Annotated in this window: 10 protein-coding genes and 1 other annotated feature; of the genes, 1 reads left to right on the forward strand and 9 read right to left on the reverse strand. The window is 36.8% G+C overall.

Annotated elements, in window-relative coordinates; translation table 11 throughout:
* Window positions 1-76: 76 nt before the first annotated feature.
* From H3R25_RS02865 to H3R25_RS02895, 7 genes are all read right to left on the reverse strand, one after another.
* Entirely contained in the window at window positions 77-2,122 is a 2,046-nt protein-coding gene (locus H3R25_RS02865) for a copper-translocating P-type ATPase (RefSeq protein ID WP_198194390.1), read from the reverse strand.
* Window positions 2,123-2,246: 124 nt separating this feature from the next.
* Complete coding sequence (gene brnQ, locus H3R25_RS02870; protein ID WP_187157967.1) at window positions 2,247-3,626, reverse strand: branched-chain amino acid transport system II carrier protein; 1,380 nt, start codon at window positions 3,624-3,626, stop codon at window positions 2,247-2,249.
* 141 nt (window positions 3,627-3,767) lie between these two features.
* Window positions 3,768-4,007: a binding site (T-box leader), on the reverse strand.
* A 52-nt stretch (window positions 4,008-4,059) separates the two neighbouring features.
* On the reverse strand, window positions 4,060-4,698 hold the full coding sequence (locus H3R25_RS02875; protein WP_198194256.1) for a copper homeostasis protein CutC: 639 nt from the start codon (window positions 4,696-4,698) through the stop codon (window positions 4,060-4,062).
* A 22-nt stretch (window positions 4,699-4,720) separates the two neighbouring features.
* Window positions 4,721-5,674, reverse strand: a complete 954-nt coding sequence (locus H3R25_RS02880) for a N(4)-(beta-N-acetylglucosaminyl)-L-asparaginase (protein WP_198194257.1) — start codon at window positions 5,672-5,674, stop codon at window positions 4,721-4,723.
* A gap of 134 nt (window positions 5,675-5,808) precedes the next feature.
* Window positions 5,809-7,224: a DASS family sodium-coupled anion symporter gene (locus tag H3R25_RS02885; RefSeq protein ID WP_198194258.1), complete on the reverse strand. Its 1,416-nt coding sequence runs from the start codon at window positions 7,222-7,224 to the stop codon at window positions 5,809-5,811.
* A 20-nt stretch (window positions 7,225-7,244) separates the two neighbouring features.
* Complete coding sequence (locus H3R25_RS02890) at window positions 7,245-9,062, reverse strand: FAD-binding protein (protein ID WP_198194259.1); 1,818 nt, start codon at window positions 9,060-9,062, stop codon at window positions 7,245-7,247.
* Between the two features lie 3 nt (window positions 9,063-9,065).
* On the reverse strand, window positions 9,066-10,859 hold the full coding sequence (locus H3R25_RS02895; protein ID WP_198194260.1) for an FAD-binding protein: 1,794 nt from the start codon (window positions 10,857-10,859) through the stop codon (window positions 9,066-9,068).
* Window positions 10,860-11,067: 208 nt separating this feature from the next.
* On the opposite strand from H3R25_RS02895, the gene H3R25_RS02900 reads away from it, so the two are divergent.
* Window positions 11,068-11,949, forward strand: coding sequence for a LysR family transcriptional regulator (locus tag H3R25_RS02900; RefSeq protein ID WP_198194261.1), 882 nt, complete (start codon window positions 11,068-11,070; stop codon window positions 11,947-11,949).
* A 62-nt stretch (window positions 11,950-12,011) separates the two neighbouring features.
* Here H3R25_RS02900 and H3R25_RS02905 read toward each other — a convergent pair whose 3' ends face one another.
* A complete protein-coding gene (locus H3R25_RS02905) occupies window positions 12,012-12,731 on the reverse strand; it encodes an MIP/aquaporin family protein (RefSeq protein ID WP_198194262.1) in 720 nt (239 codons plus the stop codon).
* A 206-nt stretch (window positions 12,732-12,937) separates the two neighbouring features.
* The gene (locus tag H3R25_RS02910) at window positions 12,938-13,717 is read right to left on the reverse strand and encodes an SLAP domain-containing protein (RefSeq protein ID WP_198194263.1); all 780 of its coding nucleotides are present in this window, start codon (window positions 13,715-13,717) and stop codon (window positions 12,938-12,940) included.
* Window positions 13,718-13,824 lie beyond the last annotated feature (107 nt).

Consider the following 13,824-nt stretch of genomic DNA (forward strand, 5'->3'; position numbering starts at 1 on the left):
AAGTGCTATCATTTTAATTATTTAAAAGTTAATAAAAGGCAAAAAGGCACCTTTCTTTAGATGCCTTTTAATAGTTTTATATTCGGATTGTTTCCGCATTGATAGCCACAATCACAGTTGAAAGCGACATTAAGATTGCGCCAACTGCTGGTGGAAGAAGAATTCCAATTGGAGCTAAAACGCCAGCAGCAAGTGGTAAGGCTATAATGTTATAGCCAGCTCCCCACCATAAATTTTCAACTGTCTTTTTCTGTGTGTTTTTAGCTAGCTTTAAAAAATTGATGATATCAATTGGATTGCTATTAACCAAAACGACATCAGCAGAATCAATTGCAACATCTGTTCCTGTACCAATAGCTACACCGATATCAGCTTTTGCTAAGCTAGGGGCATCATTAATTCCATCCCCAACCATCATTACCTTATTGCCATTAGCTTGATACTTTCCGATAATTTTTTGTTTATCTTCTGGCAAAAGCCCTGAGTAAACTTCTGTAATTCCCAGCTTTTCTGCAATACTATCCGCAACATTTTCATTATCACCAGTTAACATTACTGGAATAATGTTTTGGGCTTTAAGTTCTTTAATTAGTGAAATTGCTGTTTTCTTGACTTGATCACCAACTGCAACATACCCGAGCAGATTGGAATCCTGTAAAAGATAGCTTACCGTATAATCAGCAGCAGATATTCTAGGAAAATTATTAACTAAAGAACGAGCGGTTTTTTCATTGACTAATTGATAATATTTGCCATTAATTGTTCCAGTAACACCTTTACCCGAAGCAGTTTTGCTATTTGATAACGGTAAAAGACTGATTTTCTTTTCATCGGCAAATTGCAAGATACTCTTTGCAATTGGATGCGTTGAATCTTGTTCAAGCGAGGCAATTAATCTTAATACACCTTCCTTATTGATTGTTTGGTTTAGTGTATCAAACTGACGAACCTGAAATTTTCCTTCAGTCAGTGTACCCGTCTTATCCATTACAACATATTTAATTTTTTGACTAATACCAATTACATTGCGATTTCGAATCAACAGCCCATTTTTTGCACCAATTGACATGCTTTTTGCATTTACAAGAGGAATAGCTAAACCTAATGCATGTGGGCAGGCAATGACTAGCACTGTAACCATCCGCTCCAGTCCGTTACTTATTCCTTTTAAACTAGTCCAGACAATTAGAGCAATGACACCAATAATTAGTGCTGCATAAAACAACCAACCGGACACGCGATCTGCTAAATTCTGCAAATTAGATTTATTCATTTGCGATGACTGAACTAACTTGTTTACGCTTGCCAAAAAGCCTGAGTTAGCTGAACTGGATACCTTAACTACAATTGTGCCGGAACCATTGATTGAACCACCGATCACTTTATCATTAACTTTGCGTGTTACACTTTGTGATTCACCTGTAACCAAGGATTCATTAATATCGCTGGAACCATTAATGATAATTCCGTCTAATGGTATGCTCTCACCTGGTTTAACTAAAACAATTGCATCCTTTTGTACATCGTTAATTGAAACATCTTTTGACTGACCATTATCTTGAAGATGGACCTTATCTGGTAATAATTTAGCTAGGTCATTTACTGAACTATTTGCACTCATCATGGAAGACATTTCAATCCAATGACCTAATAACATAATTAAAATTAGGGTTGCCAACTCCCAGAAAAAGTCCATTACCTGATTTTGATTATGTAAGATATTGTTTTCAACAAAAGCATAGATACTATAAACATACGCCGTAACAATACCAAGGGAGATTAATGTCATCATTTCAGGTCTTTTTGCTTTTAACTCATAAAAAGCACCTTTTAAAAATGGTTCGCCACCATAAAAGAATAGGATAGTTGCAAAAAGAGCTACTATCCATTCAGAACCGTTAAAAGAAAATTGAAAAGGCAAACTAATTCCCATTGCTGGTGATAAAAACAGTATCGGTAATGCAAGCACTAGAGAAATCCAAAATTTTTGTTTCAGATTTCCCATGTCCATCATCTGATTTCCATGCATCATCATGTTGCCACCACTCATTTGCATTGATGAGTGGTGCATTTTTGTCTTAGACTGAGCACTTTTATTTTTACCTTGCTTGCCCATATTCATATCGTTCAAAATAATTAGCCCCCACTTCTTTTTACATCAATTTAATTAACTCTTTAAGTTAAATCTACTTTTATCAAGCAGTGATGTCAAAGAAGAGGCTCTAAAAGTTGAACTATATAAATGGTTAAGCATCTTGCAATTTAGCTTTGTGATAAAAGTGAACAGCAAAACCAATTGCCAGCCCAAGAACAGTTGGAATAACCCAATCCATACCAATGTCTGAAAATGGTAAGAAACGATATTGAATCGATTTTAGTGCTAATGCCCAGCCCTGTTGACTAATTGCTGGAGGAAAGGATGCAAGCATATCAAAAATAGCTGGAATTAGTGTTAACCCAACTCCCCAATAATAAACAACTGGATCATGATCAAAAAGAGTACCTGAAATTGACAAAATAATTAAAACCATTGCAATTGGATATAAAAACATCAACATTGGTGTGGACCAAGCAATAATCGTATCTAAGCCAAAGTTAGCCGTGATAAAGGAAACAAATGTCATGATAGCAAGCCATGCGTGATAGCTAATCTTTTTGAAACTACGGTGAAAGTCTTGCGCAAATGCTGCAATTAAACCAACAGCAGTAGTCAAACATGTGAGTGTAACTAGAGTTGCAAGAAGTGCATGGCCAACATCCCCTAAATAATAAGTAACGATTTGATTAAACGTTGTTCCACCCTCGGGCGCAATTTTAAAGTGATTTAATGTAGTTGCACCTAACCAAATTAAGCCGATATAGATAACCCCGATCGCACTTGTAGCAATCACACCTGCTCTCGCGGTTACCTTAGCATTACTCTTAGCAGATGTCTTACCTAATTGATTAACGGCAGACACAATCGTATAACCAAAAGCAAGACCAGCTAAAGCATCCATTGTGTTGTATCCTTGCAAGAAGCCATTAAAAAATGGCATTGTTTGATAAGCAGCCGTAGCACTTTGATTTTTAGCAGCACCCATTGGCGAATGAGCTGCAAGTAAAAATACCGAGAATAATAAGATTAGAAACAGTGGGTTTAAGACCTTTCCAATACTGCTTAAAATGGTTGATTGCTTATATGCAATGATAAAAGCTAAAATAAAGAAAATAGCCGAAAAAATTAATAAACTAATTTTCGCATATTTTTGTGGCAGCACTGGTGCTAACCCGACCGAAAAAGAAATGCTCGCAGTACGTGGTGTTGCAAATAATGGTCCTAGCGTCAAATGGATTAAAACCATAAAAATCAATGCAAATTTAGGCCCTAATGGCTTTCCAATATCATAAACACCTTTAGCATGACTAGCACTAATCGCTAAGACAGCCAGTAATGGCAACAAAACCGCTGTCACTAAAAAGCCAAAAGTTGCCATCCCCCAATTTGCTCCAGATAATTGGCCCAAATGGATTGGAAAAATTAAATTTCCAGCTCCAAAAAACAAACCAAACAATAAAGAGGCGACTACTAAGTAATCCTTCCAACTTAATGGCTTTTTATTAATATCGTCTTTAAATTCTTCCATTTTACTCTCCTACCTTTTCATATTTCTGTATGTCTTCAATAGATTTCTACTTTAAAAAATACTTTTCATTTCTCTCACTTTCTAGCATGTACTTTAGCTTTGAACTTTGTAAAAACCAATAAAAAAAGCACCCTGATTTTCATCAAGGGTGCTTTAGCACGATACCACCTATTTTACCAACGAACAAAATGTCGTTAGGTCACTTCACGTACGGCATAACTGCGATACGCTAACACGATAATGGGTGTCACCAATATTAGCTACTAAAAATTCACCATATAGCTCAAAGTTACTTTCAGACTACTCTCACGGTTCATTTTCAGCAAACAGAACTCTCTAATACGCTTTAAATAATCTTACTCTTCTTTTCATTGCTTTTTATATTAATTGTATTTTAATTATTGTCTTATTTTTTGTCAATGATTTTTTTGCGTTAGCTCACGATTTTCGTCCCGTGCATTTGATTAACATCGAGCTCTCTAGCTACTTTAGCTATGTTCTGAGCAGTTATTCCACCACCAGGAAGAATTTCAATTTTATTTTTAGCCCAATTAATAATTTCTTTTAAGTGAGGATAATTATCGGAAATAGTTTGCTCTAAACTGCCCCCGTGCGTCAAAATGCGTTTAACTTTTTTAGAACTTAACCAATCAATAGCATTTTGTTGCTGATTCTCAGCTATCTCGTCAAAAGCCATGTGCATAACAACTTCCAAATCAAGGACATGAGCTAGTTGAATCAATTTACTCATATTTTCTTGATCCAGCTCACCATTAGTATCAATACAGCCAAAAGTAACACCGTCTGCTCCTGCCAGTGAAGCCATTTCAATATCTGAAAGCATAATGGCTATTTCATCTTTTGTATAAACGAAATTACCTGCTCTAGGTCTAATCATTACCACCACTGGGATATTCAAGTTATGCGCATATTCCACGACTTTTTTAGTTACTCCAAATGAGGGTGTCGTACCACCAGCAGCCAAATCATTATTAAGCTCAATTCGGTTGGCCCCTTCGGCAATCACTTTAGGTACATTAGTAAAATTTTCAACGCAAGCTTCTTTTAACATTCTCAATCTTTTTCCTTATAGCCTAATCAATTGTCGACTCTGTTCTTTTTTGGTAATCTGCCAACCACTTTTTTGTCATTGGGAAAATTTTAGTCCTATCTTTTGCCGCCTGTTGAGCAATCATGATTTTTGCCTCGTGCTCATTATCAGAAACACAAAAAGCAAACTCAACATTGGTTGCAACTCCCCATTCTCCTTTAGAGTTTAAGGCAATCAGCGAAATAGCATCACAACTTCCATAACGATTCTTTAAAGTTTTAGCAAAAGAAAACAGTGCCTGATCGCATGCATCTTGAGGTGAATGTCCCTCGGCCATTTTACGAACAATCTCGTAGGACAAGCATCCCTTCATAATATCCTCACCTAGTCCAGTTGCTGCAGCAGCACCAACTTGGCTATCAGCATAAAAACCTGATCCAGATAAAGGTGAGTCTCCAATACGCCCATCTTTTTTCATAAATAAACCAGATGTAGATGTTGCGGCTGCCATCGATCCTTGCTGATCAAGCGTTACCGCACCAACTGTATCATGGCCATCGTAGGCACGGAGTTGCCCCTGTTGATTAACATTTAGACGCTCTTGCCATTCTTTTTTGGCTTTTTCTGTTAGCATATTAGTCATTTCAAAACCATTTTTGGCAGCAAACTTCGTTGCGCCATCACCGACTAAGAAACTATTAGTTTTATTTTCACTTAATTTCCGGGCCACCGAAACGGCATTTTTAACATTTTCTATTGAAGCAACTGATCCTTGTGCAAATGTATCGCCATCCATAAAGCCAGCATCCATTTGCACTATGCCCTCTTCATTCGGCAAACCGCCAAAACCAACAGATTTGTAGTGTTCATTGTTTTCTACAACATTAATTAATTTTTCAACTGCATCACCAGCATTAATTCCTTTATCTAAAAGTGCACTAGCTTCACTTAAGCCATCAAATGACATTCTCCAGGTTGATATTGCTGCCCAGGTCATAATTTTTCCTTCCTTTACCATTTCTTATCGTTAATCTTATACTAGGCCTAAAATTGTGACAAGCACTTACAGAATACAAAACCAAAGTAAAAAGATTCTAAGCATCTTATACCAGAAGTTTAGAATCTTTTTAATTACCACATTCCAATTACTTTAGTCCAAATCAAACCGCCACCAAGCCAAATGACGTTTAATATTACACCAATGATCGCACTCAACTTCCACCAATCTTTATTTGATACATAACCAGTTGAAGAAAGAAGTGCTGCGGGACCAGCTGAATAACTTGAAGTCGATAGGTAAAGTGAGCCATCTAAAGCAAGCATTAATGCAGCCATAACAGGTGGAACACCGGCTCCGATTGCAATCGACAAAAAACCAGCGTATAGTGCAGAAATTTGTGTAGAAACACTTGGGAACAAATAGTGTAGATAAAAGTAGGCTAAAAATAGAATTACTAAAACTACAATCCAGTTCATTCCGTGTAAGGCACTGCCCAATGTTTTTGAGAACCATGGGAAGAAACCAAGGGTCATTAGTTTTTGTGACATTAACATGATAATTGACAACCATGTGAGAATATTCCAAGCAAAGCTTTGGCCTAGAATGTCTTTAACGTTAATTACTCCAGAAATTAGCAAGAGCGCAACTGCAATAAAACTTACCAATGTTGCATCGATTCCAAACTCTGGACCAACTAACCATAATGCAACAGAAAGGATGAAGACTATACCCATTATTTTTTCTGCTGTGGTCATTTTCCCAAGTTCTTTTAACTTAGTGTCTGCCCAATTATGTGCATTAGGGGTTTCTTTAATTTTGGGAGGATAAATTTTGTACAGAATAAACGGAACAACAAGCAATGAAATTAACCCAGGTACAATTGCTGCTAAAAACCATTGCATCCATGAAATCGAAACGTTTTGCGTTTTAGCAATTCCTAAAGCAACCATGTTTCCTGCTAAGCCAGTTAAAAACATTGTCGAGGTTACAATATTTACTTCGTACTCGTTAAATACTAAATAAGAACCCATATCACGCTGTGTACCTTTTTTAGGATCAGATCCCATTTCTTTAGAAAGATTGTCAATAATTGGGTACATAATTCCATTAACCCGAGCGTTGTTACTTGGTATACCTATAGCTAAAACGGTTTCCACCAAGGATAAGGCATATGCCAAGCCTAGTGTTTTCTTACCAAAGGTTTTGACAAAAAAGTAAGCAATTCGTTTACCTAAGCCTGACTTAATAAATCCGGCTGCCATAAACATACACATTGCAACCATCCAGGCAGTAGAATTTCCGAAACCTGCTGTGACTTCTTCCATTTTAAAAATACCAGTTAAGGTAGCAATAACAATTGCAATGATTGTTGTTGCCATCATTGGTAATGGCTTAGTTACACAGGCGACAATTGTTCCAATAAAAATAGCAAAGAGGTGCCATGCTTGTACACTGACAGCAGCAGGCTTTAAGGGTGTAAGAAGCCACAGACCTATCCCTATTACAAGTGGTAAAATCCACTTTTTCCATTCAAACTTATCTAACATATTTTTTCTCCTTAACAATTTTATTTTGCTTTACTAATTGCAGCCTTAACGGCATTCTTTAAGGCTTGAGTAGTAGTTGAAGCTCCAGAAACAGCGTCAACTTCAACTGAGTTTTGTTCTACCATTTCTTGTGGAACACTCTTAATTGCAACTGCGCCTATTCCTTCAGTTTCGTGATTTTCTAGGACTTCAACATTTTTAATTGTTTGGTTTTCATATGTGACGCGAACTAAAACACGACCGCCAATACCTGCCTCTGAAGAACCTATATACTGATTCTCCTTTAGACTAATTTGATCTTCCTTATTTCCATCTAATAAGTCATTAATTCGTGGTGCAGCATTTTCTATGGTTATCTTCTCTGTGTTCTTCGTCATTTTTGCAGCATTTTCTCCAGCTATTTGGCCAAAAATCAAGCACTCAGCAAGGTTGCCACCTCCTTGATAGCGATTGGCACAAATGCCACCTAGTTCACCAGCAGAATAAAGCCGTTTGATAGGTTGACCATCAATCCCAAGAACCTGAGCTTTTTGATTATGCTCTGGACCACCTTGAGTATTCAAAACAGCTGGAGCCAGCTTGATTGCATAAATTTTCCCTGTTAAATCAAAGCGTTCCATACTTTCTGGCGCACGATTAAATTCCAGGTCTATGCCTTCTTTAGCAAATTGATTGAATTTCTCGATGGTTTTTTCCAAGTTATCTGAAGGTACTTCAATCTCGGATGCTAATTTATCGACAGACTCAGCTTGAATTACTTTTTCAAAGAAAGTTTGATACTTTAGCTTGCCAGTTTCTTTTTCTTTCATGAATTTATCATATTGCTTCTGGTCAAAAACAAGCCATGCATTATCAAAAGCATGGGGCAATAAGTACTCGCCATGTTCATATATATGTCCATGACGATATTTGGCATCCTCCCTCATAAAGCGACTGCCATCATTAGCGACTACAAAAATAGAACCAGACTTAACATTTTGCCAACCACTAATTTGACGTCCACGTTCATTCTCGCCTTCGGCAATGACATAGCTAGGAACAATACCAAGAGACTCATAATTACTCATGTGCCACATCTTTGCCCCTACATCAGCGGCCATTTTAATACCATCACCATTATTGTATAGCGTTCCTAATGGGGTTAATTTTTTGACATGTAGGTAATCTTGCTGCATTTGTGTATTGTTTTCGAAACCTCCAGTAGCAAGAATAACTGCCTGTTTAGCATGAATGTAATAGTCTTTATGATTGCGACTAATGATGGCACCAGTAATTTCGTTATCGTTGGGATCTTGGATAAGTTCCTTAGCTCTAGAATTTAGCCAAACGTCAATTTGCTCTGAACGGTCCATAACTTTTTTCCGAATTTCCTGCCATAACCCAGCGTCAAAGTCGCGATTATGAACTAAAGCAAAATCAAATGTTTCCGCACCAGAAAATTCAGGATACTCACAAAGTTTGTTTTTCTTAGCTAAATGATCTCCTAGCTGATAATCTTGTGACCAAATAAAGGGTTTAATTCCTAAATACTTTTCGAAATATTCAGGCATTTTAGTGAAGCCATCAAGGTATACTTGCATTGTTTCTTTATCAACTTTAAAAGGTTTTGCTAACTGGTCGTAGTAGTCGCCAATCTTCTGGCGATCGTGTGCCATTGCCACATGTTGAGCAGAATAACGAGTATTTCCTCCTTCATGTCCATATGGTGCAGCATCAACTAGTAAAACACTCGCTCCTTGATCAGCTGCAAAACGAGCTGCTGTTCCACCAGCACCACCAAAACCTAAGACAATAACATCATAATTTCCGTTCCACTTAATTTCTTCATTACTTTTCATTTTTTATTCTTCTTTATTTTCCTTAGCATTGGCAATAGCTTTGTCTACCGCCTCTTTAAATGCCGCACTTGTTGTACTTGCTCCACTTATTACATCAACATCTGTAGTCTGATTCTGCATCATTTCTTTTGTAAGTAGAGGAATTGCTTTTCCACCCAAAGAAGGTGTCTCATGCTCTTGAAGGGTTTCAATTTGAGCTATTCTGCCCTTTGCCATAGTAACTCGAACCACAATTGGTAAATCATTGATACCGTTAGTACTAATACCAATGCCTTGGTTTTCTTTTATTGCATAATCATTTGTTGAAATATGAGCATCTGATTCTAAATCAGGCTTTTCGGATGCACTTATTGAGACAGTAAAAGTTAGAGATTGTCTCTTAGGCCAAGCTGCATTTTCACCTGCAATTTTGCCTGATATAAGTAAGTCAGCAATACTGTTAGCACCAATATATTTAGTAGCAAAAATGTCACCCAATTCACCGGCTTCATACAAATGCGGAATAACATTATTTTCTAAGTCCAATACTTCACATTTCTCATTGCGGCGTGCACCGCCATGTGTGTGTAAAATGTTATGACGAATAGGAATTGCATAATATGGTCCATCACTAAAAGCACGCATTGTTTGAATATTTCGGTTTAGAAACATGTCGCGCCTTTGTTCACTGACCAAAAAGTTAAAATCTTCGACTGCTTCTTTTAGTTTTGGAGCTTTAATTCTTGCAGCTAACTCTTCAATTGAATTTGCTTTAATAGCATGAGCTATGAGTTCCTTAATCTGATCAGCATTTGCAGATTTATCATTTGCCAATTGATTAAACTGCATTTGGTCCATAACAATATGTGGGTGATTTTGGTTCGGTAACATAATCCAGTTACCGTGGTTATATTTATAGCCATGACGATCTTCTTCGTCCTCGCGGTAATACCTGGTACCATCATCACCAGCTACGAAAATACTACCGTTAAATAGACTTTTCCAATTGATCATGTAGGCGAACTTTTCTCGTGGTAGTCCCTCATTTAGTGAAAATCCATGTGAATCGTAATTAGACATATGCCAAAGTCGTGCCCCAACTTCAACAGCTAAATCAATTCCTTTTCCTCTGTTATATAAAGTGCCAATTGGAGCTAAAGAACCTTGTCCCAAAAAATTCTGAATCATGTCCTGATTGTTTTCAAAGCCACCACACGATAGAACTACACCATTTTTGGCAGCAATATTTCTATTAATTCCTTGACGCTTAATTTGCACACCTAAAATCGTCTTAGTTTCAGGATCTTGAATTAAGTGCTCTGCCGGACTTTCAAACCAAATATCAATCTTGTCTAAGCGATCATATACTTTTTCCCGTAACAGTTTCCAAAATCCGCCATTATACATGCCAGTTGTCATGCTTTGTGAACGCATAGTATCTGCATGCTGATATTCTGGATATTCTCCCTTCGGTCTTCTTCCGGTATATTGTGCTTCAATCCCAAAGTATTTTTTCGAATACTCTTTCATTTGTAAAACATTATTTACAAATGTGTCTAAACCTTTTGGATCATACTTAAATGGGTAATATGTCTCTTTATAATACTCACGAAGATCGTTAAAATTATCACTCCAAGCAAAGGCACCGCCAGCATAGCGTGTATTGCCACCCTCTTGGCCCTCAGGAGCTGAGTCGATCAGTAAAACATGTGCATTATTATCTGCAGCAAACCTAGCCGCACCCGCACCTGCTCCTCCAAAACCGATAACGATTACATCATAAATGGCATCCCACTTAATAGACGACTCATAAATCATGTACTTACCTGCTCTTTCTAATAAATTCTTTACTTGGAAATATATTCTTAATAAAAAACCAAGTCCAATTTATTTTTAAGATGAATTTGAGCAAATAAATCAATTAAAGTAAGCGTCCGATAAGGAATAATTGCAATTTCTTCTTAAGTTTAATATAATCAAAAAAGATGAGATTATAAAAGTTATTGATTAATAGTAGGAGATAAACATGAACGAAAAAGATCTTCTATACTTTTGTAAATTAGTAGAAACGGGTAATTATACAGCTACTGCTGCCCTCTTTGATGTAACCCAACCAACTATCTCAATGGCAATCAAGCGACTGTCTGATAAATTTGATGACCCGCTTATTTTGCAAAAAAATAGAAAGAGTAAAATTACTTTAACTGATGCTGGTGAGCTTCTTTATGAAAAAGCCAAAATTTTATTACAAGATATTTCCAGTATCAATTATGATGTTAAGCATGCTAGCGACAAGAAAATTCGCTTAGCTTTTTCTGGTGAAGCTGGTAATTCTTATATTGCCGACATTATCATGAAATTTTATCAAGCAGGTTTAACTGACTTGATTGATACAAATATTGAACGCTCAGCTGATGCTTTCTCTGATTTGACTAACGGGGATGTTGACGTGGCAATTTATTCCTGGATGGTGCCAATCAATGATCCTGAGTACTTTGTCCATAATTTGAATCGAACTGAGTTAGTTATAATTACCAGTGAATCTGATCCTTGGAAGGATGTCCATCAAATTAGCGCGGCCGATCTGCGTAACCGCAAATTTGTTGCTCGTGATCGTGGTTATTTGACTAGAGAATGTTTGGAAGAAGTTGGCAAATTAGGTAATTTTAATCCTAATGTCATTTACACTGCGCAAACAATGCAAACTATGATTGATTTAGTCAAAAGAGATGTTGGTATTGCTCTTGCGATGGAAAGTAGTCTTAAGGACCAAACAGGTGTACACGTTATCAGACTGAAGCCAGGACAAAAATTATATGCCTATATGCAAATTGCAATGCGTAAGAGCTTCGTACCAAACAAATATCAGAAAAAAGGAATTGACATATTACGGCACTTTAAACCTTAGTTTTTAAAGAGCAAACAAAAAGCACATGACCTAGTTAAGAAGTCATGTGCTTTTTTTAATTGTTAAGCTAACACATTAAATAATGAAGCAGCAAGTGCCCCACCAACTAATGGCGCTACGATTGGTACCCAACTGTAAGCCCAGTCTGATTGACCCTTGTTAGCGATTGGCAATAATTGATGAGCCAATCTAGGACCAAAATCACGCGCTGGGTTTAAAGCAACACCAGTAGGTCCACCAAGTGATAAACAAACTGATGCAATTAAGAAACCAGCCAGTAAAGGATTCAAACCAGCAGCTAAGTCACCATTAGTCAATGCTAACAATCCGTATACTAAAACGAAAGTAGCAATTGCTTCAGTGAAAAAGTTCCATGCATAGCTTCGAATTGCTGGAACTGTAGCAAAGGAACCTAAAATTGCTTCTTGATCATCTGTTTCTTTCCAGTGTGGGTAATAAGTTAACCATACTAAAATAGCTCCAACAAATGCACCTAGTACTTGTACCAAGAAATAAGGTAAAACTGAAGACCAAGGCAACTTATGAGCGATTGCCATTGAAAGGGTAACTGCAGGGTTATAATGTCCTGGACATAACCAGCGAGCACTATAAACGCTGAACGCTACGGCAAATCCCCAGCCAAAGGAAATTACAATCCAACCTGCCCCTTTTGACTTAGACTTGTTTAGATTAGTTCCAGCACAAACACCGTCGCCAAGCAAAACAAGCATTGCAGTTCCTAGAAATTCACCTATTAACTGCATAGACAAACTATTATTCATTTTTCTTCTCCCACTTTTGTTATTTCTATAAATAAAATTTATAGAATGATATACTTCACAAATATATAGTATTGCATTGCCGTTACTTTGTAAACAAAATTTTGTATTGTGAAAGTATGTACTTGGAATTCACATGCATATTCTATACAACTTTAGAATAAAAAAAGGGTACCTATTAGATAGGTACCCTTTTCAGGAGCGAAAAATTAGCCTGAAATAACTTTGCCGCTCTTATGATCTAAAACTGACCATTTAATGTATTGTGAATCTGAAAACGCAACATATTTAACACCTTTAATTTTCTTGGTTTTAAAGACTGTTATTGTTTTACCCTTTGGCACGTAAACACGAGTATTGCGCTTTCCTTTACTGTTATAAACGAAAGCATTCTTCTTTACTTTATACTGAACAGCCTTAAAGAGCACAACATTATTAACCTTGATGTACTTACCCTTTTTATTGTTATAGCCGATTAAGACTTTACCATCTGATGTCGTAACACCAGATACAGCAATAAGTGTGCCCTTCTTTAATTTAGCATTCTTAACACGCTTACCTTTAGCATCGTATACATAAGAATTTCTAGTCAACTTGGCATACTTACCATTTAGGCTCATAGCCTTATTTAAGTCAGCTGAGTTAATTGGCTTTGAAGTTGATGGCTTAGTGGTACTAGTATTACCTGATGGATTAGTAGTACCAGTAGCAGGCGTCTTTGAGGTATCAGTTGTTCCGGTAGCAGGAGTTTTTGAAGTATCAGTAGTTCCAGTTTGACCTGTAGTAGGAGTCTTTGAAGTATCAGTTGTACTTGTTTGACCTGTTGAAGGAGTATTTGTAGTAGTACCCTTTTGATCTGCAGTATTATTTGTGGTAGTTGATGTTGGGTTGGGATTAGTAGTTTCTGCTGCCAAAACTGGAGCAGTTGCGCTTAAACTAACAGCAATTGAAGCTGCACCAACTAAACTAAATAGCGTTTTTTTGTTCATATTTACACCTCATTGATAAAATAATCTTATTAGAAATAATTTTACTACATTAATTGAATTAATTCTTGTATTTAGAATAATTAAAATTTCTATACTATGAATGTATC

The organism is Lactobacillus sp. M0390, assembly GCF_016102085.1.
Taxonomy (GTDB): Bacteria; Bacillota; Bacilli; order Lactobacillales; family Lactobacillaceae; genus Lactobacillus; species Lactobacillus apis.

Bases quoted from the DNA above. Each gene is read 5' to 3' on its own strand.
- H3R25_RS02865 (WP_198194390.1), bottom strand. From the start codon at position 2,122: ATGAATATGGGCAAGCAAGGTAAAAATAAAAGTGCTCAGTCTAAGACA.
- brnQ (WP_187157967.1), bottom strand. From the start codon at position 3,626: ATGGAAGAATTTAAAGACGATATTAATAAAAAGCCATTAAGTTGGAAG.
- H3R25_RS02900 (WP_198194261.1), top strand. From the start codon at position 11,068: ATGAACGAAAAAGATCTTCTATACTTTTGTAAATTAGTAGAAACGGGT.
- H3R25_RS02885 (WP_198194258.1), bottom strand. From the start codon at position 7,224: ATGTTAGATAAGTTTGAATGGAAAAAGTGGATTTTACCACTTGTAATA.
- H3R25_RS02875 (WP_198194256.1), bottom strand. From the start codon at position 4,698: ATGTTAAAAGAAGCTTGCGTTGAAAATTTTACTAATGTACCTAAAGTG.
- H3R25_RS02905 (WP_198194262.1), bottom strand. From the start codon at position 12,731: ATGAATAATAGTTTGTCTATGCAGTTAATAGGTGAATTTCTAGGAACT.
- H3R25_RS02895 (WP_198194260.1), bottom strand. From the start codon at position 10,859: ATGATTTATGAGTCGTCTATTAAGTGGGATGCCATTTATGATGTAATC.
- H3R25_RS02880 (WP_198194257.1), bottom strand. From the start codon at position 5,674: ATGACCTGGGCAGCAATATCAACCTGGAGAATGTCATTTGATGGCTTA.
- H3R25_RS02910 (WP_198194263.1), bottom strand. From the start codon at position 13,717: ATGAACAAAAAAACGCTATTTAGTTTAGTTGGTGCAGCTTCAATTGCT.
- H3R25_RS02890 (WP_198194259.1), bottom strand. From the start codon at position 9,062: ATGAAAAGTAATGAAGAAATTAAGTGGAACGGAAATTATGATGTTATT.